Here is a 21,636-nt window from a genome sequence, read left to right as displayed (position 1 = left end):
GAACCATGCGAAGCAAAGCTGTACTGGGAAGTGAGGAGGTCATCCGGATTCTTGCCGGAGCCCGTGATGAGGCCCAACGCAACCATTGGGCCGTGACCATTGCCGTGGTGGACGACGGCGGCCACCCCCTGGCGTTGGAGCGGCTCGATGACTGTGCGCCCATCGCGGCCTACATCGCCACCGAGAAAGCCCGCAGCGCGGCCCTCGGCCGACGCGACACCAAGGGTTACGAGCAGATGGTCAACGGTGGCCGTGTCGCCTTCGTCAGCGCACCGTTGCTGACCTCGTTGGAGGGTGGTGTGCCAGTGCTGGTCGATGGTCAGGTGATTGGTGCCGTCGGCGTGTCCGGGGTGAAGGCCGAACAGGATGCCCAGGTAGCCGTTGCCGGAATCGCAGCCCTTTCAGGAGAAAGACAATGACCGAGCGCGTGTCTTGCCAACGGTTGCAAGTGGCGAGCAACCTCCAGCGCTTCATCGACGATGAAGTCCTGCCCGATACCGGTATTTCCCCTGAAGCGTTCTGGAGCGGCTTCGATGCCCTGGTGCACGACCTAGCGCCACGCAACCGTGTGCTGCTGGCCGAGCGCGAGCGCCTGCAGGGCGAGCTGGATGCCTGGCATAGGGCTAACCCAGGGCCGGTGGCGGACATGGCCGCTTACCAGGCGTTTCTCGAGTCCATCGGCTACCTGCTGCCGCAGCCCGATCAGGTCGAGGTCGGCACCAGTAACGTCGACAGCGAAATCGCCGTCCAGGCCGGTCCGCAACTGGTGGTACCGGTGATGAATGCCCGCTATGCCTTGAACGCTGCGAACGCCCGTTGGGGGTCGCTGTATGACGCGCTCTATGGCACCGACGCCATCGCCGAGGACAACGGCGCCGCGAAGGGCGGCGCCTACAACCCCGTGCGCGGCGCCAAGGTGATCGCCTTCGCCCGCGCGTTCCTGGACCAGGCGTTCCCTCTGCAGGGCGCGTCTCATGTCGACGCCACGGCCTACCGGGTGGCCGACGGCCGGTTGCAGGTCAGCTTGGCCAATGGCGGGCGGACCGGCCTGGCGCAGGAGGAGAAGTTCGTTGGCCATCAAGGCCCGGCCGATGCGCCGACAGCGATATTGCTGAAGAATCATGGCCTGCATGTCGAGATTCAGATCGACCCGGCCAGCGTGATCGGCGCGACCGATGGCGCCGGGGTCAAAGACCTGCTGATGGAAGCCGCGCTGACCACCATCATGGACTGCGAGGACTCCGTCGCGGCGGTGGACGCCGACGACAAGGTCGTGGTCTACCGCAACTGGCTGGGCTTGATGAAAGGCGACCTGGCGGAAAGCGTGAGCAAGGGCGGCAAGGCCTTTACCCGCACGCTGAACCCGGACCGCCACTATCACGGTCGCGATGGCGGCGAGCTTGCTTTGCACGGTCGTTCCTTGCTGTTCGTGCGCAATGTTGGCCACTTGATGAGCACCCCGGCCATCCTCGATGGTGAAGGGCAAGAGATTCCCGAAGGTATTCTCGATGCGGTGGTCACCAGCCTGGCCGCATTGCACGACCTGCGCCGCAAGGGCAACTCGCGTACCGGCAGTGTCTATATCGTCAAACCGAAGATGCATGGTCCTGCCGAGGTGGCGTTTGCCGACGAACTCTTCGGCCGTGTCGAAGACTTGCTCGGGTTGCCGCGCTACAGCCTGAAGATGGGCATCATGGACGAGGAGCGGCGGACCAGCATCAACCTCAAGGCCTGCATCGCGGCGGCGGCCAAGCGGGTGGCGTTCATCAATACCGGCTTTCTCGACCGCACGGGCGACGAGATGCACTCGGCCATGGAAGCCGGCGCCATGCTGCGCAAGGGTGACATGAAAGCCACTGCCTGGATCCAAGCCTATGAGCGCAACAACGTGCTGGTCGGCCTGGCGTGCGGCCTGCGCGGCCGGGCGCAGATCGGCAAAGGCATGTGGGCCATGCCTGACCTGATGGCGGCCATGCTCGAACAGAAGATCGGCCATCCCAAGGCCGGGGCCAACACGGCCTGGGTGCCGTCGCCGACCGCGGCTACCTTGCACGCATTGCACTACCACCAGGTGGATGTGCAGACGGTGCAACGCGAGCTTGAAAGGATCGACCTGAACAGCGAGCGCGCCAGCCTGCTGCAGGGCCTGCTCAGCGTGCCGGTGAGTGTCGCCCGGGACTGGAGCGCTGCCGATATCCAGGCGGAACTGGACAACAACTGCCAGGGCATCCTCGGTTACGTGGTGCGTTGGGTGGAGCAGGGCGTCGGTTGTTCCAAGGTGCCGGACATCCACAATGTCGGCCTGATGGAGGACCGCGCGACCTTGCGCATCTCCGCCCAGCACATTGCCAACTGGCTGCACCACGGTGTAGTCAGCGCGGCCCAGGTGGGTGAAACCCTTGAGCGCATGGCCAGGGTGGTGGACCAGCAGAACGCCGGGGACGCCGCCTACCGCCCGATGGCACCGGCGTTCGAGCGCTCTCATGCGTTCCGGGCCGCCAGCGACCTGGTTTTCAAGGGGTGCGAGCAGCCCAGCGGTTACACCGAACCATTGCTGCATGCCTGGCGTGCCCGTTTCAAACGGGAGCAATGAGCGCCGGCTTCCCGAAACCGACCTGCCTGAAGAGGAGCCCTCTTGTGGGCTCCTCCTGGGCGGCGACTGTCCATTCCTTGCCCCGGAGGCCACACCCCGCCATCAGTACCTATGCCAGCGGTTACCCGCAACCGATCACTTGGATACCCAACAATAATAAGAGGCTCCTGTCATGCAAACCTGGCAACAGATGTACACCCCACTCGGAAGTCTGGGACTCTCAGCACTGGTTGCGCTGATCCCCATCATATTCTTCTTCATCGCCCTGGCTGTCTTGCGCATGAAGGGCCACATCGCTGGCACCATCACCCTGGCGCTGTCGATCGCCATCGCCACCTTGGTGTTCGGCATGCCGTCCGACATGGCCTTCGCCGCCGCCGGCTACGGTTTCGCCTATGGCCTCTGGCCCATCGCCTGGATCATCGTCGCGGCGGTGTTCCTCTACAAACTCACGGTCAAGAGCGGCCAGTTCGAGGTGATCCGCAGTTCGGTGCTGTCGATCACCGACGACCAGCGCCTGCAGGTGCTGTTGATCGGTTTTTCCTTCGGCGCCTTTCTCGAGGGCGCGGCTGGTTTTGGCGCGCCAGTGGCGATCACCGGCGCTCTGCTCGTGGGGCTTGGCTTCAACCCGCTGTATGCGGCGGGCCTGTGCCTGATTGCCAACACCGCGCCGGTGGCCTTCGGCGCCCTGGGGGTGCCGATCATCGTCGCGGGGCAGGTGACCGGCATCGACGCGTTCAAGATCGGCGCCATGGCCGGCCGTCAACTGCCGCTGCTGTCGGTCATTGTGCCGTTCTGGCTGGTCGCCATTATGGACGGCTGGCGCGGCGTCAAGGAGACCTGGCCAGCGGCCCTGGTGGCAGGCGCCAGCTTCGCCATCACCCAGTACTTCACTTCGAACTACATTGGCCCGGAGCTGCCCGACATCACCTCGGCATTGGTGAGCATTGTGTCCTTGACGCTGTTTCTCAAGGTCTGGCAGCCCAAGCGTGCCGAAGACAGTGATGTGGTCGGTGTCTCCGGCGGCGCGGCGGTGATGGGCGGCTTCGGCGGGATGCGCAACAGCACGCCTTCGCCCTATAGCTTCGGCGAGATCCTCAAGGCCTGGTCGCCATTCCTGGTGCTCACCGTGCTGGTGACGATCTGGACCTTGAAGCCCTTCAAGGCCCTGTTCGCTCCGGGCGGCGCGCTGGAGCAGTTCGTCTTCGTGTTCGCCATCCCGCACCTGGATCAGTTGGTGATGAAGGGCGCGCCCATCGTCGAGACGGCGACGGCCATGCCGGCGGTGTACAAGTTCGATATCGTCTCGGCAGGCGGCAGCGCGATCCTGCTCTCGGCGCTGGTCTCGATGTTCATTTTGCGTATCGACTGGAAGACCGGGATCTCGACCTTCAAGGAAACCCTGGTCGATCTGAAATGGCCCATCCTATCCATTGGCATGGTGCTGGCCTTCGCGTTCGTCACCAACTATTCGGGCATGTCCACCACCCTTGCCCTGGTGCTGGCCGGCACCGGTTCGGCGTTTCCGTTCTTCTCGCCGTTCCTGGGCTGGCTGGGCGTGTTCCTGACCGGTTCAGACACCTCCTCCAATGCCCTGTTCGGCTCCTTGCAAGCCACCACCGCGCATCAGATCGGCGTCGATGACACCCTGCTGGTGGCAGCCAACACCAGCGGCGGCGTGACCGGCAAGATGATCTCGCCGCAGTCCATCGCCGTGGCTTGCGCGGCCACAGGTATCGTCGGCAAGGAGTCCGACCTGTTCCGTTTCACCCTCAAGCACAGCCTGATTTTCGCCGCCATCATCGGGCTTATCACGCTGTCGCAAGCTTACGTCTTCACTGGGATGCTGGTGCATTGAGGCCAGCCTGGGCGCTGGATATCCGGCGCCCATTCCTGGCTGAACGCAACGATTGGAGAAACCATGGCCACCCATTTCAAACATACCGTTATAGGTGAACGCGTGCTTGAGACCTGGTCCGGGTCGAGGTGACGCGTGGATTACTTCGCGGCCTTGACCGCTTTTGTCGAAGCAGCGCAAGACAACAACTTTTCACGTGCGGCCGAGCGTCTCGGCATCAAGGCTTCGACGGTTTCAAGGTACGTGAAAAGCCTTGAGCAAGAGTTGGGTATCGCTTTATTCAACAGGTCCACTCGCATGCTCCACCTGACAGAAGGCGGCGAGACATTCCTCCTGCATGCGCACCGGGTGCTGGAGGCGTTGGAAAATGCCAAGGCGGCGACCTCGGCTTTGAACCAGCATCCTCGTGGCGTGTTGAAACTCAACATACCGCCTGCGTTTGCGCGTCACCACATTCTGCCGGCATTGAACACGTTTCTTGGACGCTTTCCCGAGGTGAGAGTGGAGCTGGTTCTGGATGACTCCCAGGCTAACTTGATCCATTCCGGCATTGACCTTGCGATTCGTATCGGAGCCCTCGCCGACTCCACCTTAATGGCGCGCAAGATCGCTGAGGAAAAGCTGCTGCTCGTCGTCAGTCCCGCCTTTGCGGCTGCCCATGCGCAGCCTGCGAGTCCTGCCGACCTTGAACACCTTCCTTCGGGCTCAAGTATCGACTCATGGGCTGAGCTGGTATTCGTGTCGCCGACGCAGGGTTCATTCCAGCCGATATTGGCCGATTGCATCCGGATCAACGACCTGGACGCACAACTCATCGCCGCCAGACAAGGGCTGGGGGTTGCCATACTGCCGGACTGGCTGGTGGCCAAGAGTATCGAGGCGAATGAATTGCTGGTCTGGTTACCAGAATGGGATATTCGATCCGTGGAGCGGAAATCGGCTGTCTGGTTTGTCTATCCGCCTAAGCGGATTGTCTCTTCAAAGGTGCGCTGCTTTATCGACTTCATGGTTGAACGTATTGGTACCACGCCCTATTGGCAGTGTTAGAACGCCTCCCACATCCCTGTAAGCGGGCGGCGTGGCGGCTGGTTTCAACTGAATCGAATGTCCAAGGAGCGCAAGTGGGTTTGCAAGCCGGCATCCTGGATGGGGATCAGGAAGGCATCTTTGCCCGACTCGTTGAAATGCGCGTGCCAGTGACCAGGAGGGGTCACGAATGCCAAGCCGGGGGTCCAATCCACGCGCACGGGGTTGCGGATCTGGCCATCGGCACCCAGTTCGGTGCCCACCAGTGAGTAGCAGCCTGGCGGGCAGTCGATGATGAAGTCCAACGCAATGGACTGATGCCGGTGTGGTTTCTGGACCGAGCCGGCAGGCAGGATTCCGTACATTGCCCAGAGCACGTGGGTCACTGTTCTGGTTTGGGGGAAGTTGCGGTTGCCCAGCAAGATACTGATGCGGCTGCGATCCCGTGCCCGCGGGTCTTCGGCAGCCTCGCGCAGCTTTGCGTTTGCTGTCTGTGCAGGGTACAGCGTTGGTGCGAAGCGATCGATGCTGCGGGTGACGCCCAGGTAGCGCAGCAGTGGCTCATCATGAACGTAGTACAGGCGAGCATCCCGAGTCGCGCTGAGCCGGGCCGGTAGCAGGCCGGGTAGGGCGATGAAGCACCCTTTCGACCATTCGAGCGTATGTTCGCCTTGGGCCACCTTGCCAGTGCCTTCGATCACATAGAACACCTGTGAAGTCGCGTTGGGGTGGAGGGTCAGACTGTCATCAGCGGTGAGGCGGATGAAGTTCGCGCATAGTCCAGGACCCGTTGCCGGCCCTTCGCAACCCAAGGTGTCGCTCAGGTCCAGCGGGACCACCCGCGACGGACCTGTGTCATAAAGCGATGCCGGGAAGCTGTGGTAGGGAACCCGGGCAATCAGATTGGCACTGATTGGGTTGGCCGCCTTGCTGTATTCGAAGTACTCGGCCTCCCGTTCGTGGGCCGGTACGCTGTGAACTGGGTTGGGTTTGAACTCGCTATTCATGGTTGTCACCTCAATCTCTGGCGGGGAAGGGCATGAGTCCGTCGCGGCGGGTGAGGAAACTATAAGTACGCTGGTCAGGCAGATTAATCCCCCAAGCAGCACAGCAGTTGTGCACAACGGGGCTGTTGACTGGAGCTACCAGCCCGTTCAGGGCCATGGCGGCCTGCGCTGTTTATGGCCGGCAAACGCTGCTGGAAAAGAGTTAAAAAAACACCAAATCAGTGACAAGAATCGTTTTTTCAGTTTGATAAAACCCAATTGTTACTTTCTCTTTTTTATCTCTTTCCAGGTCTTGGTAGCCTTTTGTTACAGTTGCTTTCCGGCCTTTCTTAAAGGATTGGATCCGCTTGTCGAGAAACAATAAAGCGTGCACCAGTTTATAAGGAAGGGAGAGGGCGATGAATTTAAGGAATTTGAAGATCGGCAGACGGGCAGCCCTGTTTTTCTCATTGATCGCGGTCCTGGTTCTGGCGATGGGCCTGACATCGCTATTCCAGGCAAAGCAGATGGATGCCGCGACGGACGAGATCCGCACAGACTGGTTGCCAGCAGTGCTTGCAATAGGGGAGGTTGGGAACAATCTGGGGCGCGCCAGAGGCCTGACCTTGCGCGCCGTGATGTTGGAAGACACCGCTGAGCGGGAAAGAACCATCGCCAGAATAAAAGATATAAGTGAAGACATTTCCCAACATATAAATGCTTATGACGCCACGATAGAAACGGCTGAAGACCGTAAGCTTTTCGAAGACTTCATGTCCGCTTATTCAAATTATTACGGTACGCAAGAGAAAGTGTTGGCTGCCGTCGCTGCTGGGCAGCGGGATGAGGAGTTCAGGCTGGCCAATGGACCACTTTCCGAGTACTCGGATAGCATGATGGCGGCATTGAGCAAGCTGATCCAGTTCAATGCCGATAACGCTACCGGGGCTGCCGTGCTCAGCAGCAAGGCCTTTAATACTGCCTTCTTCATGATTGTCGTGGCGTTGTTGGCAATCCTGCTGTTCATGGTCGTGATGGCAATCATCCTGACGCGCAGTATTGTCGGGCCATTGGCCGATGCGGTGGTGGTTGCCAATAGAGTCGCCAGCGGCGACCTGACCCAGGACGTGCGCGTCATAGGCCGTGACGAACCTGCGCTGTTGATGACGGCACTGCAAAAAATGCAGGAAAGCCTGCGGGTAACGATCCGGCAGATTGCAGGTTCGTCCGATCAATTGGCGTCGGCCTCCGAAGAGTTGCACGCGGTGACGGAAGACACCAACCGAGGCCTCAACCAACAGAGCGTCGAAATCGACCAGGCGGCGACGGCGGTCAACCAGATGACCGCGGCGGTCGAAGAAGTTGCAAGCAACGCAGTGAACACCGCCGATGCCTCCAAGGAGGCGGACCAGAGCACTCAACAGGGGCGGGCGAAGGTCAACCAGGCGCTGGAGTCCATCCAACTGCTGGTCCAGGAGGTGTCGACGACTTCCCAGGAAGTCAGGCAGCTTGCCGGGAACATCAATGAGATCAGCCAGGTCCTGGATGTTATCCACTCCATTGCCGACCAGACCAACCTGCTAGCGCTCAACGCGGCCATCGAAGCGGCTCGCGCAGGCGAGGCCGGGCGCGGGTTCGCCGTGGTGGCCGACGAAGTACGCGCGCTGGCCTACCGCACCCAGCAATCGACGACAGAAATCGAAAAGATGATCGCCAGTATCCAGTCGGGCACGGACCGCGCGGTTGGCGCGATGCACGACAGCCAAGGGCGGGCCAACAGCACGCTGGATGTCGCGCGGGCAGCCGATGAGGCGCTTGAAATCATTACCGAGTCGATCACCTCGATCAACCAGAAGAACCTGGTCATTGCCAGTGCTTCGGAAGAACAGGCCCAGGTCGCCCGCGAGGTGGACCGTAACCTGGTCAACATCCGTGATCTGTCCATGCAGACCGCTGCCGGCGCCAACCAGACCAGCGCCGCCAGCCAGGAGCTGTCGCGCCTGGCGGTGGAGCTCAACGGTATGGTGTCCAAGTTCAGGGTCTAGTGGTCTGAATAACCAAGCAGGCCGGCCAGGTGGGTCTGTCGCCTGGGGAGGGCTGTCTCTCAGGGCTGCGGGATGAGCAACGCCTTGGCTTCGGCGAAGCACTGCTCGGCGATCGCCGAGCGTGGTTCGCTGCGGCGCAGCAGCAGGCCGATGGGGCTGTGGACGCTGGCATCGGTGATGGGCAGGATGCGCAGGTGCTGGCTCAGGTCTTCCAGGCCGCAGCCCAGGGGCATCACGGCGCAGCAGACGCCGGCGTTGATGGCTTGGATCAGCTGGAAAGTGGAGTCGCTCTCCAGCACCGCGTTCGGGTCCAGGCCGCGGCTGCGCAGGCTCAGATCGAGCGACTGGCGGTAGTGCATGCCTTTGCTCAGCAGGCCCAGGGGCAGCTCGCCCAGGGCTTCCCAGTGCAGTTCCGGTTGCTCGAACTGGAAGTGCCGGGTGTCGTGCAGCAGGCCCATGGTGGTGGTGCCCAGTTCGATGACGTCGAAGAAGCTGGCGTTGACCTGGTCCAGGTAACAGATGCCCAGGTCGAGCTGGTTGCGACTGAGGCCGTCGATGATCTGTTCGGAGCTCAGGGACGATAGCTGGAAGTGCAGTTCAGGGTACTTCTCGCGCAGGGGCATGAGCAGGTGCATCGGGTTGAAACTCGACAGCGGCACGGTGCCCAGGCGCAGGCTGCCAACGATCTGGCCACGGCAACTGGCGGCTTCGGCTTGCAGGCCATCGTGGGCCGCGAGCAGGGTACGGGCCCAGGCCAGGATGCGCTCGCCGGCCTCGGTGAAGCCTTCGAAGCGCTGGCCTCGCTTGACCAGGACCAGTTGCAGTTCGTCTTCGAGATTGCGCAGGCGCATGGACAAGGTCGGCTGGGTGATGTGGCACAGCGCCGCGGCCTGGCCGAAGTGCCGGGTCTGGTCCAGGGCGATGAGGAACTTGAGCTGCTTGATGTCCATGGGGCGCGGCCTTGGGCGGTATCAGGGAAAGAATGTCCTGAGACCTTACCCAAGTCTGGGCCGGCTATCCAATCTTTAGTCATGAGCCTGTGGCCGATCCGTGTGAGCGTGGCACCGATAGAGCCGGCTGATGGGGCGTTCCAGCATATCGATTGGACGTTGGCCGGCGTTCTCACTAGTGTCCTGTCTTTGAAACAAGCGGTTCACTTTTGACGGTGTCTGTTGTCGCCAAGCCGTGTTGCGACTCCTCGCCTTGCCTGACTACAACAGCCACTCGTCAAAAGAGAACGTATTTCGGAGACAGGACACTAGCGTTGCGTAAATGACTTTGCCAGGAGGAGCCCAAGGTGAGCGTTAAACCGGATGCGGTGTTCGTGCCGCTCAACATCGCCGTGCTGACGGTCAGCGATACCCGTACGTTCGACAACGACAGCTCCGGCGAGCTGTTGGCTTCGCGGGCGGTGGAGATCGGCCATCGGCTGGTCGACCGTGTCCTGCTCAAGGACGACCTCTACAAGATCCGCGCCCAGGTCGCTACCTGGATCGCCGATGACCAGGTGCAGGTGGTGCTGATCACTGGTGGCACTGGCTTTACGGCGCGCGACAGCACCCCGGAAGCGGTCATCTGCCTGCTGGACAAGCAGGTCGATGGTTTTGGCGAGCTGTTCCGGGCGCTGTCGATCCTCGACATCGGCACCTCCACCGTGCAGAGCCGCGCTCTGGCTGGCCTGGCCAATGGCACCCTGGTGTGCTGTCTGCCGGGCTCGACCGGCGCTTGCCGCACGGCCTGGGAAGGGATCCTGGTCGAGCAGCTCGATGCCCGGCACCGCCCGTGCAACTTCGTGCCGCATCTCAAGCCTATAGGGTTGTGCGAGTCGCGGGGGTAGCGGTAAGCCGCGATAGCGGCGCTGCCGGGGCGTGAGGTGTCGCAGCGCAAGGTTTACGCTGGCTCCTACCGCGATAGCGTCGGCTGCAAGATTCGATTAGGCCTGACTTGCCGCTTCAGCTCAGTACATGGTCCACCGGCATCAACACCGGCGGCAGTTCGCTGTGGCCCAGGGCGGCCAGCACATCCCGCTCGACGATGCGCACCATGGCGTCGGTGGGCAGGTCGTTTTCGTCACGCCCGAACGGGTCTTCCAGCTCATTGCCGATCGCGTCGAGGCCGAAGAAGGTATAGCTGACGATGGTGGTGAACAGCGGTGCCAGCCAGCCCAGCGGTACGGCCAGGGCGAAGGGCAACAGCAGGCAGAAGATGTAGATGGTGCGGTGCAGCAGTAGGGTGTAGGGGAAGGGCAGTGGGGTGCTCTTGATCCGTTCGCAGGTGGCCTGGACTTCCGACAGGCCGGTCAGGCGCTGCTCCAGGGTGGTGTAACGCCAGTCGCTGATCTGCTGCTCTTGCGCCAGTCGTGAGCAGTGTGCGCCGATCTCGCGCAGGATGCCGTCGCAGAGATCGTGAGAGTTGACAGGCGCGCTGTCGCTCAGCCACGGGCGGGCGGCGCGCAATTGATCCTCGTTGCGCAAATGGGCGTTGAGCGCGTGGGCGAAGCCGCACAGGTTGCGCAGCAGCTCGGCCCTGAGCCGCTCGTCAGTGATGATCACGCTCTGGCGGATGAACGAGCGCATTTCGATGATCAGCTTGCCCCAGGCCTTGCGCCCCTCCCACCAGCGGTCGTAGCAGGCATTGTTGCGAAAGCTCATGAAGATCGACAGCGACAAGCCGAGCAGTGTGAAGGGAGTGGCGCTGACCGGGTAGAAGAATGCCGGGTAACGATGCTCGATCAGGACGATCAGGGCTGCGAGCAGGGTGACCATCAGGCAGCGCAGGGCGATGCGCTTGACGATGGAGCCTTTGAGAGTGAACAGCACGCGCAGTACATCGGGGCGGGAGTGGACGATCATGGGGTTCCGGGTTCCGTGCGGCTCAACCGCCGGTCATGTTCATGAAGCGCAGGATCTGTACCTCGCCACCGACTTCGAAGTGATGGCGGTAGGGCTTGAGCTGCATGGCGTCGCGGATGGCTGTGTCCAGTCGCGCGGTATCGCCGGGGTGGGCGCGCAGCACTTGCTTGAGGTCCATGGAGTGTTCGTTGCCCAGGCACAGTAGCAGGCGGCCTTCGACGGTCAAGCGCACGCGGTTGCAGGTCGCGCAGAAGTTGTGGCTGTGCGGTGAGATGAAACCGATGCGGGTCTGCGGGGCATCGGCCAGGCGCCAGTAGCGTGCCGGGCCTTGGGAGGACTCGGCCGAGTCGATCAGGGTGAAGTGCTCGGCGATCCGCGTCCGTACCTCATCGCTGGAGTAATAGGATTCGCCACGTTCGTGTTCGCTGATGACGCCCAGGGGCATTTCCTCGATGAAGGAAATGTCGAGTTCGCGGTCAATGGCGAAGCGGACCAGGTCGATGATCTCGTCGTCGTTGCGTCCCTTGAGCACCACGCAGTTGAGCTTGGTCCGGCGAAAACCGGCCCGGCGCGCGGCGTCGATGCCAGCGATCACCTGGGCCAGGTCGCCAGTGCGGGTCAGGGCCTTGAAGCGTTGTGGATCGAGGCTGTCCAGGCTGATGTTCAGGCGTGATACGCCGGCCTCGAACAGTGGTTGTGCCAGGCGCCCGAGCTGCGAGCCGTTGCTGGTCAGGCACAGTTCGCGTAGCCCGGGCAGGGCGGCGATGCGTGCACACAGCTCGACGATGCCTTTGCGCACCAGTGGTTCGCCACCGGTAAGGCGGATCTTGCGGGTGCCCAGGGCGACGAAGCGTTCGGCCACCTGGTACAGCTCTTCGAGGGTGAGGATGCGTTGGCGCGGCAGGAACTGCATGTCTTCGGCCATGCAATAAACGCAGCGAAAGTCGCAGCGGTCGGTCACCGACATCCGCAGATAGTCGATTTTCCGGTTGAAGCCGTCGATCAGTGCCCGGGTGTTTTCTTCCACGTCTGCCCTATCTCTAGCGCGCTGCTTTCATCCTGTGCCGCATGCGCTTGCCTTATTTGCGGGACAGGGAATAAATGCTGAATGTGAAGTTCAAACTATAGCGTGCTGGAAGTCCCGTCAAATTACTTTCCCCTACCATTCGATCAGTGCTGTCTATCACTGCTGAGGGTCAGGAAATACGCGGGGTTCAGCTCATCATCGAGGGGGTTTATCAAGGTTTAATTTATTTCGATTGGACGCTCTGCCTGTGCCTCCTTAGGCTGGAAAAAACATCGCTGAACAACTCATCGATGAAGTTTCATTGCCTGCGTGAGGATTGTCTGTATGAGTCAAGACGAACATATCCGGAACTACAACGGCCCGGCGGCAGGCTGGGGCGCCTTGAAGAGCGTGACCAAGAGCTGGCTGGGCAGCGACAACGCCTTCAAGAACCTGCGGGCAATGCTCAAGACCAACCAGAACGGCGGCTTCGACTGTCCCGGCTGCGCCTGGGGCGAGTCGCCGGAAAACGACATGGTCAAGTTCTGCGAGAACGGCGCCAAGGCCGTCAACTGGGAAGCTACCGGGCGTTCGGTAGATCCGGCGTTTTTCGCCCGCTACAGCGTCAGTGCCTTGGCTGACCAGACGGACTACTGGCTTGAATACCAGGGCCGCCTGACGCACCCCATGCGCTACGACGCCGCCACCGACCACTACGTGGAAACCACCTGGGACGATGCCTTCGCTCTGGTTGCCCAGCACCTGCAAGCGCTGGAGTCGCCGGACCAGGCCGAGTTCTACACCTCGGGCCGGGCCAGCAACGAGGCGGCGTTCCTCTATCAGCTGTTCGTCCGCGCCTACGGCACCAACAATTTCCCCGACTGCTCGAACATGTGCCACGAAGCCAGCGGCGTCGGCATGGGCGAGGCTCTTGGTGTGGGCAAGGGCACCGTGGTGTTCCATGACCTGGAGAAGGCAGACGCCATCTTCGTCATCGGCCAGAACCCCGGCACCAACCACCCGCGCATGCTCGAACCCTTGCGTGAGGCGGTCAAGCGCGGTGCCCAGGTGGTGTGCTTCAACCCGCTCAAGGAGCGTGGCCTGGAGCGCTTCCAGCACCCGCAGCATCCGTTCGAGATGCTCAGCAACGGCTCCGAACCCACCAACACCGCCTACTTCCGTCCAGCCCTGGGCGGTGACATGGCGGTGATGCGCGGCATTGCCAAGTTCCTTCTGAAGTGGGAGCGCGAGGCCCAGGCCAACGGCGAGCCGCCTGTCTTCGACCATGCCTTCCTCGCCGAGCACACCAGTGGCCTGGAAGATTACCTGGCCGCAGTGGATGCCACCTCCTGGGAACACATCGTCGAACAGTCCGGGCTCAACCTGGCCGAGTTGGAGCTGGCGGCCCGCATGTACCGCAAGGCGGAGCGGGTGATCATGTGCTGGGCCATGGGCGTGACTCAACACCGTCATTCGGTGCCGACGGTGCAGGAGATCGTCAACCTGCAGCTGCTGCGCGGTAACGTCGGCAAACCGGGGGCTGGCCTGTCGCCGGTGCGTGGTCATAGCAACGTGCAAGGTGATCGCACCATGGGCATCGATGAGAAGCCCAACGCGCAGTTGCTCGATGCCATCGAACAGCGCTTCCAGTTCAAGGTCCCGCGTGAGCACGGGCACAATGCCGTGCTGGCGATCCAGGCCATGGAGGAAAAGCGCTCTAAGGTGTTCATCGCCCTGGGCGGCAACTTTGCCCAGGCCACGCCGGATACCCCGCGCACCCATGCGGCACTGCGCAACTGCAACCTGACGGTGCACATCGCGACCAAGCTCAACCGCTCGCACCTGGTCACTGGCCGCGACGCGCTGATCCTGCCCTGCCTGGGACGCACCGAGATCGACCTGCAGGCCGAAGGGCCCCAGGGTGTGACGGTGGAGGACACCTTCAGCATGGTGCACATCTCCAACGGCCAGCTGAAACCGCGCTCGCCGCACCTGCGCTCGGAGCCTGCGATCATCGCCGGCATGGCCAAGGCGACCCTGGGCGACCGCCCGATCGACTGGGACTGGGTGATCGCCGACTATGGCCGCATCCGCGACCTGATCGCCGACGTCATCCCAGGCTTCGCCGACTTCAATGCTCGCCTGCAGCACCCAGGAGGCTTCCATCTGGACAACGCGGCGGCCGAGCGCAGTTGGCGCACGGCGACCGGCAAGGCCTGCTTCACCGCCAGCGCGTTGCCTGAGCATCTGGTCAACGAGCAAGTGCTGGCGCGTGGCGACAAGCCTGACCTGATCCTGCAGACCATGCGTTCCCACGACCAGTACAACACCACCCTGTATGGTCTCGATGACCGCTACCGGGGCGTGTTCGGCCTGCGCGAGGTGGTGTTCGTCAACGAAGAGGACATCCGCCGCCTGGGCTTCGAGCCGGGCGAGCACGTGGATTTGGTGTCCCTCTGGGAGGATGGCCGCGAGCGGCGGGTGTCCGGTTTCCGCTTGGTGCCCTACGACATGCCGCAAGGCCAGGCGGCGGCCTACTACCCGGAAACCAACCCGCTGGTGCCGCTGGAAAGCTATGGCGACCGCACCTATACGCCAACCTCCAAGTTCATTGCCATCAAGCTGGAGAAGGCCCGGGAAGGCAACCGGATTGCGGCGGCCAATACAGCGGACTGAAACAGGGCGCAGTTCATTTCGAGGTAGGGGGCGGTGTCAGTTGGCGATGGGGCGGTGACGAGCCGTGCTTTTGGCAAGGCTGTGCCTTGCATCGCCAGCTTACGCTGGCTCACCTCAACGCCGTACCGGAAACGCCGTGGTGTACTTGATCTGCTCCATGGCGAAGCTGGAGGTGATGTTCGACAGCCCATCGGTGCTGGTGATCAGCTTCTTGTAGAAACGGTCGTAGGCGCCGATGTCGCTGACCACCACTCGCAGCATGTAGTCCCAGTCGCCGGACATCCGGTAGAACTCCATCACTTCCTCGAAGCTCGTCACGGTCTCGGCGAACTGCTCCAGCCAGGCACTGTCGTGGCGCTGGGTCTTGAGCTGGACGAACACCGACAACCCCAGCCCCAGGCGGTTCGGGTCGAGCAGGGCCACCCGGCCGCGGATATAGCCTTCTTCCTCCAGGCGCTTGACCCGCTTCCAGCAGGGCGTGGTGGACAGGTTGACGGCTTCGGCCAGGTCCTTGAGGGAGATCGAGGCGTCGCGCTGGAGCAGGGTTAGGATGTGCTGGTCGAAACTGTCCATGTCGAATAGGCGCGCCTGAGGAGAAAAGGTTTCTCCAGATTAGCGAAGCGGTAGAAACAATGAAACCGATGGATATGCGATAGTGGCGCCTATCCACCCGCACTTTTGGTTCCGAGCATGTCCGACAAGCCGCGCAATTTCGCCACCCGCACTATCCACGCAGGCGACCAGTTTTCTGTTGCCGACAACGCCATCTTCCCGGCCATCGTCACCGCCAGCTCCTTCATCAAGCGCAGCCTGGACGAAGAGCCGGAGTACGCTTACAGCCGGGTCAGCAACCCCACCCGCCATGCCTACGAAACCTGTGTCGCCGCTCTGGAAGAGGGTGTCGGCGCGGTGGCCTGCGCGTCCGGCGTGGCGGCTACGGCGACGGTGCTGGAGCTCTTGCCCAAGGACGCCCACGTGGTGGTGATGAATGGGGTATACGGCGGCACCTTCCGCCTGCTGGAGGACTACCGCAGCGTCAGCTCCGGCCTGAGCACCACCTACGTCGACCTCAACGACCTGCAGGCCGTGGCCGCCGCGATCCGCCCCGAGACACAGCTGATCTGGATCGAGACCCCGACCAACCCCTTGCTGCAATTGGTCGACATCAAGGCGCTCTGCGCGCTGGCCCGCGAGCGCGGCATCCTTACCTGTGTCGACAACACCTTCTGCTCGCCGTGGAACCAGCAGCCCATCGCCCTGGGCGTGGACCTGGTGATGCATTCGGCGAGCAAATACATCGGCGGTCATTCCGACCTGATCGGTGGCGTGGTGGTGGCCGCCAGCGACGCACTGCTGGCGCGCTTGCGCAAGATCAGCATGGCCGTGGGCGCGATCCAGGGGCCGTTCGACTGCTACCTGGCCCTGCGCGGCCTCAAGACCTTGGACGTGCGCATGGAGCGCCAGTGCGCCAACGCCTTGCGTATCGCCCGCTTCCTGGAGGGTCACCCGCAAGTCGAGCAGGTCTTTTACCCGGAACTGGAGAGCCACCCGCAGCAGGCCCTGTGCAAGCAACAGATGCGCACGGGCGGTGCAGTGGTGTCGATGAGCATCAAGGGCGACCGTCAGGCGATCAACCGGCTGATCGAGGCGCTGTCGATCTTCGTCCTGGCCGACTCCCTCGGGGGCGTGGAAAGCATGATCAACCACTCCTGGAGCATGTCGCACAACTCGCTGAGCCCAGAGCAGAAGACCAGGATCGGCATCGGTGAGAACCTGCTGCGGTTGTCGGTGGGGATCGAGGATCACCGGGACCTGATCGCCGACTTGGAGCAGGCCCTGGAGAAGGCGGCGGAGTAAACGCCAGCGTCAGCTGGCGATGCAAGGCGCAGTCTTGTCATGTACAGGTCGCTGCGCCCTGATCGCCAACTGATGCTGCGTGCAAACCGTCTACAGCGTCTTGCACAAACGCTCCAAGGGGTGTCGAGGACGTCAGGACTGGGGTGGATGGACAATTCGTTCGATCTTGTCCTTGATCAACAGGCGCTCCTTGCGCAGGCGGTTGACTTCGTCGTCGGCGGTGCCGTTGTTCTCGGCTGCGACCGTTTCCTTGTCCACGGCCAGGTAGTCTTTGTGAAGCCGAGTGAGATCGTTGTGTGTCTCTTTGAGCTTCTCGAAATCATCTGCAGTGATGTGCAGGTCCGCGAGCAAATCGTGCGTGACTGGCATTGCTTCACCTCTGTCAGGGGTTGGTGAAAGGTCTTGAACTTTGAGAATAGCTGCCTTTGCCAGGTTCCGGGCTTGGGTTAGGCTGTCGCTCTTCTTCCACCACCTGGAACCCGCGCAATGCCTCATCTCAACCTGGAATACAGCGACAATCTGCGTGCGCTGGATGTCGACCGGCTGCTGCTGCGCCTGAACCATGCCCTGGTCGGCAGCGGTCAGTTCGCCGACGAGCTGGACATCAAGAGCCGTGCCCAAGCCTTCGCCCACTACCGGGTCGGGGTCGCTCCCGTTGAGAGAGCCTTCGCCCATGTGAAGCTGGCGATCCTCAGCGGGCGTTCAGTGGAAGTGAAGAAGCAACTGACATCGAGCCTGCTGGAGGTTTTGCACGAGGCGTTGCCAGCGCAATCGGGCCTGGATATCCAACTGTGCGTCGAAGTGCTCGATATAGACCGCGAGCCTTATGCCAAACTTCACTTGCCAGGTGCGGGCCACTGATCGCTTGGCGACGGTCGTGAGGTTTCCCGAGCAAGGCCCGCGCCGTATATACTGCGCGCCATTGTTTGTGGGAGAGCCTCGTGGCCATCGAAATACACTGGATCCGTGACGACCACAGCCTGGCCGAGCACTGCCAGCGCTGGCGTGAACTGCCCTACGTGGCCCTCGACACCGAATTCATGCGGGTCGACACCTTCTATCCGAAAGCCGGCCTGATCCAGATCGGCGACGGCAAGCGGGCCTTCCTGATCGACCCCTTGTCGATCCGCGACTGGCAGCCGCTGGCCGAACTGCTCGACGATACCCGCGTGGTCAAGGTCCTGCATGCCTGCAGCGAAGACCTTGAAGTCCTCTCGCGACTGACCGGCAAGCTGCCGCAGCCGCTGTTCGATACCCAACTGGCCGCCGGCTACCTCAACCTGGGCTTTTCCATGGGCTATTCGCGCCTGGTCCAGGAAGTGTTGGGCATCGACCTGCCCAAGGGCGAGACCCGCTCCGACTGGCTGCAACGCCCATTGTCGGAAACCCAGGTCAGCTATGCCGCCGAGGATGCCGTGCACCTGGCCGAACTGTTTGCCAGCCTGCGTCCGCGGCTGTCGGACGACAAGTACGCTTGGGTGCTGGAGGACGGTGCCGAGTTGGTCGCCCAGTTGCGCCGCGAAATCGACCCCTACACCCTGTACCGCGAGGTCAAGCTGGCCTGGAAGCTGTCACCGGTCCAACTGGCAGTGCTGCGCGAGCTCTGTGCCTGGCGTGAGCGTGAGGCCCGCGCCCGTGACATACCGCGCAACCGTGTCCTCAAGGAGCATGCCTTGTGGCCGATGGCCAGGTACCAGCCGGACAGCCTGTCGGCACTGGCGAAGATCGACGACATGCACCCGCGCACGATTCGCCAGGACGGCGAGTACCTTATCGGCTTGATCAAGCAGGCGGCCAGCCTGCCGCCAGAGGAGTGGCCGCCGGTGTTGCCCGAGCCGTTGCCGATCGAAGCCTCCGGCATCCTCAAGCAACTGCGTGCCATTGGCCAGGCCGAGGCCGAGCGCCTGGGCATCGCGCCGGAACTGATGCTGCGCAAGAAAACCCTGGAAGCGCTGCTCAAGAGCGGTTTCCCCAATGGCCCCTATCAACTCCCCGATTCGCTGCGCGGCTGGCGTCGCGAGCGGATGGGGCAGGCCCTGCTCGATAACCTGGCAGGTGCCGGAGAATCCCGATGAAACGTATCTGTTCGATCTACAAGAGCCCGCGCAAGAGCGAGATGTACCTCTACGTGCTCAAGACCGATGGCCTGGAGCGAGTGCCCGAAGGCCTGCTGCCGTTCTTCGGCACCCCGGTCCACGCCTTCGATCTGGTGTTGACGCCGGAGCGCAAGCTGGCCCGCGAAGACATCGCCAAGGTCCTGGAGAACCTCGACAGCCAGGGCTACCACTTGCAGATGCCGCCGCCCGACGACGATTACATCGAGCACCTGCCTGAAGAGCTGTTGCGCCGCAACGATCCGGCCTGATCACAGCTCCCTTTCTTGTCGTGCAGCCCGGTGTTGGATGCCGGGCTGCTTTCGTTGTCTGCCAAGGTTGTCACCGATATGCGTGTTTTGATCGCTGAACAGGATCATGCCCTGTACGCCCGCCTGCTGCGCGAAGCGGCGCCGGACCTGGAGGTCCTGACCAGTGGCGAGTCCGCCGAGCTGGCCTGCCAGCCCAGCGAGTGCAAGGTGTGGCTCGGCCAGCCGGACCTGCTGGCAAGCTTGCTGCGCCAGGGCCACCGGCCTGAGTGGGCGCAGTCCACCTGGGCGGGGATCACCCCGCTGTTGGCCCAGGAGCTGCCTCGTGATTACCGCCTGACCCGGGCCGTGGGGATTTTCGGCCAGGTCATGGCCGAGTACATGCTCACCTACATGCTCGGCCACGAGCGTGATGTGCTGGCGCGCTTGGTCAGCCAGGTCGAGCGCCGTTGGGATGACCGTCCTGGGCACAGCTTGGAGGGGCGGCGGGTGCTGATCGTTGGTGTGGGCGACATCGGCCAGCGCGTCGCCGAGTTCCTCCTGCCGTTCGGGGTGACCCTGTATGGCATCGCCAGCCAGCCGCGTGAACAGCAGCCCTTCACCGAGGTGGCTGGCCTGGACCAGTTGCCGCGCTTGGTGGGCGAGGCCGACTACGTGCTCAACTTGTTGCCCGACACCCCGGCCACCCATGACCTGTACGATGCCGCGCTGTTCGAGTGTTTCAAGCCTTCCGCGCTGTTCATCAATGCCGGACGTGGTGTCGCGGTGGTCGATGGCGACCTGGTCGAGGCGCTGAAGAAGGGCCATCTGGCCGGCGCAGTGATCGACGTCTGCCGCCAGGAGCCGCTGCCCCAGCGTCACCCGTTCTGGACTGCCTGGGGCCTGCTGCTGACCGGGCACAGCTCGGCACCGACCTCGCCAACGGCGATGGTGCGTCTGTTCGTCGAGAATCTGCGGGCTTATCAGGCAGGGCAGGCGTTGCGCGGGGAAGTGGATTTTCAGCGAGGGTATTGAGCGGCAATCGCAGGAGCGGGTAAGCCCGCTCCTGCAGAGTGTGGCTTACAGGCTGAAATCGCCCTCGGCCGCCAGTTCGCTCAGCGGCCGGCGCGGACTTGGCACTTCGCGGGCCTGCAGGCCTTCGGCAAGGCTGGCCTTGTCGCCCAGCTTGCCGATCGCGACCATGGCGTGCAGGGCGTAACCCTCGGGGATTTTCAGTTCCTGGCGTGCCAGGGCTTGGTCGAAGCCGGCCATGCCGTGGGTGTGCCAGCCGCTGATGCTGGCCTGCAGGGCCAGGTGGCCCCAGGCCGAGCCGGTGTCGAAGGTGTGCCAGAGGGCCGGGGTTTCCTCGCTGGCGCCTGGAGCGGTGAAGGTGGTCTTGGACAGGATCACCACCAGTGCCGAGGCCTGCTGGGCCCAGCTGCGGTTGAACTCGTTGAGCAGGCCCAGGTAGCGCTGCCAGTTTGGCGTGTCGCGGCGGGCGTAGAGGAAGCGCCAGGGCTGCGAATTGTAGGCCGAGGGAGCCCAGCGCGCGGCCTCGAGGAAGCTCAGCAAGGTTTGCTCGCTGATCGGCTCGGCAGTGAACGCCCGGGGCGACCAGCGGTTGATGAACTGTTCATTGATGGCGTATTCGGCAATGCGTGGATTGGCGCTCATGGCGGCTCCTGCGAGAGGGGAGAGAATCGTGGCCCAAGCTACTGCGTCGCGCCAGCACTGACAAGCGGTCTGGTATTGATAGAGGACAGGCCCTAGACTGGCGCCGCCAAGGCGGCGAGCTGCACGTTGCATGGGCCCGGCAAGAGCGGATGAGTGTCCGGCTTTTGCCCATGGCTTGAAGCGTGAGGCCTGGAGCTTGACCTGGGCTTGGAATCCAATGCAGGAAATGGTGTGTGATGATTGCCGATAACGCCCCCTTCTGGAGGCGCAAGACCCTCGACCAACTCGACCCGCAAGAGTGGGAGTCGCTGTGCGACGGCTGTGGCCTGTGCTGCCTGCAGAAGCTCGAGGACGAGGACGACAACAGCGTCTACTACACGCGTATCGCCTGCAAGCTGCTCGACCTGAAGACCTGCCAGTGCAGCGACTACCCGAACCGCTTCGAGCAGGTGCCGGACTGCATCCAGCTGACGCCAGGCAAGGCCGACCAGTTCAAGTGGCTGCCGACCACCTGCGGTTATCGCCTGGTCAGCGAAGGCAAGGACCTGCCGGCCTGGCATCATCTGGTCTGCGGTGACCGCGAGCAGGTGCACAAGCAGCGTATTTCCCAGTCCGGGCGTATGCTCAGCGAGGCGAGCGTTGCCGAGGACGACTGGGAAGACTATCTGATATTTCGCGCCGGTTGAGCCGCCAGGGCTCGACGGCCTTTCGCCTCTGAGGAA

20 protein-coding genes are annotated in these 21,636 nt (G+C 62.5%); 13 read left to right on the top strand and 7 right to left on the bottom strand.

What is annotated here, in order from left to right; genetic code table 11:
* Positions 1–5 precede the first annotated feature (5 nt).
* From ACYU03_RS19125 to ACYU03_RS19110, 4 genes are all read left to right on the top strand, one after another.
* The gene (locus tag ACYU03_RS19125) at positions 6–419 is read left to right on the top strand and encodes a heme-binding protein (protein ID WP_461886196.1); all 414 of its coding nucleotides are present in this window, start codon (positions 6–8) and stop codon (positions 417–419) included.
* Positions 416–2,593, top strand: coding sequence for a malate synthase G (locus ACYU03_RS19120; protein WP_461886195.1), 2,178 nt, complete (start codon positions 416–418; stop codon positions 2,591–2,593). Before ACYU03_RS19125 ends, ACYU03_RS19120 begins: the two co-directional genes overlap by 4 nt.
* A 172-nt stretch (positions 2,594–2,765) precedes the next feature.
* Positions 2,766–4,451, top strand: a complete 1,686-nt coding sequence (locus ACYU03_RS19115; RefSeq protein ID WP_461886194.1) for a lactate permease LctP family transporter — start codon at positions 2,766–2,768, stop codon at positions 4,449–4,451.
* A 135-nt stretch (positions 4,452–4,586) separates the two neighbouring features.
* Entirely contained in the window at positions 4,587–5,498 is a 912-nt protein-coding gene (locus ACYU03_RS19110; RefSeq protein WP_461886193.1) for a LysR family transcriptional regulator, read from the top strand.
* A gap of 44 nt (positions 5,499–5,542) precedes the next feature.
* Here ACYU03_RS19110 and ACYU03_RS19105 read toward each other — a convergent pair whose 3' ends face one another.
* Entirely contained in the window at positions 5,543–6,484 is a 942-nt protein-coding gene (locus tag ACYU03_RS19105) for a cupin (protein WP_461886192.1), read from the bottom strand.
* 398 nt (positions 6,485–6,882) lie between these two features.
* Here ACYU03_RS19105 and ACYU03_RS19100 point away from each other — a divergent pair, with 398 nt between their 5' ends.
* Positions 6,883–8,508 (top strand): methyl-accepting chemotaxis protein, encoded by a 1,626-nt coding sequence (locus tag ACYU03_RS19100; protein WP_461886191.1) that lies wholly within the window; start codon positions 6,883–6,885, stop codon positions 8,506–8,508.
* A 59-nt stretch (positions 8,509–8,567) separates the two neighbouring features.
* Here ACYU03_RS19100 and ACYU03_RS19095 read toward each other — a convergent pair whose 3' ends face one another.
* Complete coding sequence (locus ACYU03_RS19095; RefSeq protein WP_461886190.1) at positions 8,568–9,458, bottom strand: LysR family transcriptional regulator; 891 nt, start codon at positions 9,456–9,458, stop codon at positions 8,568–8,570.
* 347 nt (positions 9,459–9,805) lie between these two features.
* Here ACYU03_RS19095 and moaB point away from each other — a divergent pair, with 347 nt between their 5' ends.
* On the top strand, positions 9,806–10,345 hold the full coding sequence (gene moaB / locus ACYU03_RS19090; RefSeq protein WP_461886189.1) for a molybdenum cofactor biosynthesis protein B: 540 nt from the start codon (positions 9,806–9,808) through the stop codon (positions 10,343–10,345).
* 115 nt (positions 10,346–10,460) lie between these two features.
* Here the strand turns inward: moaB and ACYU03_RS19085 are convergent, their stop codons facing one another.
* Positions 10,461–11,360, bottom strand: a complete 900-nt coding sequence (locus ACYU03_RS19085; protein ID WP_461886188.1) for a bestrophin family protein — start codon at positions 11,358–11,360, stop codon at positions 10,461–10,463.
* A gap of 22 nt (positions 11,361–11,382) precedes the next feature.
* On the bottom strand, positions 11,383–12,387 hold the full coding sequence (gene moaA / locus ACYU03_RS19080; RefSeq protein WP_461886187.1) for a GTP 3',8-cyclase MoaA: 1,005 nt from the start codon (positions 12,385–12,387) through the stop codon (positions 11,383–11,385).
* A gap of 324 nt (positions 12,388–12,711) precedes the next feature.
* Here moaA and ACYU03_RS19075 point away from each other — a divergent pair, with 324 nt between their 5' ends.
* Complete coding sequence (locus ACYU03_RS19075; protein ID WP_461886186.1) at positions 12,712–15,042, top strand: FdhF/YdeP family oxidoreductase; 2,331 nt, start codon at positions 12,712–12,714, stop codon at positions 15,040–15,042.
* Between the two features lie 114 nt (positions 15,043–15,156).
* Here the strand turns inward: ACYU03_RS19075 and ACYU03_RS19070 are convergent, their stop codons facing one another.
* Positions 15,157–15,615 (bottom strand): Lrp/AsnC family transcriptional regulator, encoded by a 459-nt coding sequence (locus tag ACYU03_RS19070; RefSeq protein WP_461886185.1) that lies wholly within the window; start codon positions 15,613–15,615, stop codon positions 15,157–15,159.
* A gap of 117 nt (positions 15,616–15,732) precedes the next feature.
* Between ACYU03_RS19070 and ACYU03_RS19065 the strand changes: the two genes are divergently transcribed.
* A complete protein-coding gene (locus ACYU03_RS19065) occupies positions 15,733–16,899 on the top strand; it encodes a trans-sulfuration enzyme family protein (protein ID WP_461886184.1) in 1,167 nt (388 codons plus the stop codon).
* Positions 16,900–17,031: 132 nt separating this feature from the next.
* On the opposite strand, the gene ACYU03_RS19060 is transcribed toward ACYU03_RS19065, so the two are convergent.
* Positions 17,032–17,268, bottom strand: a complete 237-nt coding sequence (locus ACYU03_RS19060) for a YdcH family protein (RefSeq protein ID WP_461886183.1) — start codon at positions 17,266–17,268, stop codon at positions 17,032–17,034.
* A gap of 117 nt (positions 17,269–17,385) precedes the next feature.
* Here ACYU03_RS19060 and ACYU03_RS19055 point away from each other — a divergent pair, with 117 nt between their 5' ends.
* From ACYU03_RS19055 to ACYU03_RS19040, 4 genes are all read left to right on the top strand, one after another.
* A complete protein-coding gene (locus tag ACYU03_RS19055) occupies positions 17,386–17,760 on the top strand; it encodes a 5-carboxymethyl-2-hydroxymuconate Delta-isomerase (protein WP_461886182.1) in 375 nt (124 codons plus the stop codon).
* Positions 17,761–17,840: 80 nt separating this feature from the next.
* Positions 17,841–18,974, top strand: coding sequence for a ribonuclease D (gene rnd / locus ACYU03_RS19050; protein ID WP_461886181.1), 1,134 nt, complete (start codon positions 17,841–17,843; stop codon positions 18,972–18,974).
* On the top strand, positions 18,971–19,264 hold the full coding sequence (locus ACYU03_RS19045) for a YcgL domain-containing protein (RefSeq protein ID WP_461886180.1): 294 nt from the start codon (positions 18,971–18,973) through the stop codon (positions 19,262–19,264). The genes rnd and ACYU03_RS19045 overlap by 4 nt, the downstream gene beginning before the upstream one ends.
* Before the next feature lie 78 nt (positions 19,265–19,342).
* Positions 19,343–20,275 carry a D-2-hydroxyacid dehydrogenase gene (locus ACYU03_RS19040; RefSeq protein WP_461886179.1) on the top strand — a complete coding sequence of 311 codons (933 nt, stop codon included), beginning with the start codon at positions 19,343–19,345 and terminating at the stop codon, positions 20,273–20,275.
* A gap of 45 nt (positions 20,276–20,320) precedes the next feature.
* Here ACYU03_RS19040 and ACYU03_RS19035 read toward each other — a convergent pair whose 3' ends face one another.
* Positions 20,321–20,914, bottom strand: a complete 594-nt coding sequence (locus ACYU03_RS19035; protein ID WP_461886178.1) for a nitroreductase family protein — start codon at positions 20,912–20,914, stop codon at positions 20,321–20,323.
* Between the two features lie 236 nt (positions 20,915–21,150).
* On the opposite strand from ACYU03_RS19035, the gene ACYU03_RS19030 reads away from it, so the two are divergent.
* Positions 21,151–21,600 (top strand): YcgN family cysteine cluster protein, encoded by a 450-nt coding sequence (locus tag ACYU03_RS19030; protein WP_461891501.1) that lies wholly within the window; start codon positions 21,151–21,153, stop codon positions 21,598–21,600.
* Positions 21,601–21,636 lie beyond the last annotated feature (36 nt).

Source organism: Pseudomonas sp. X10, assembly GCF_054889225.1.
The sequence above is the reverse complement of the archived record's forward strand: the minus strand, read 5'-3'. Positions and strand labels throughout refer to the sequence as shown.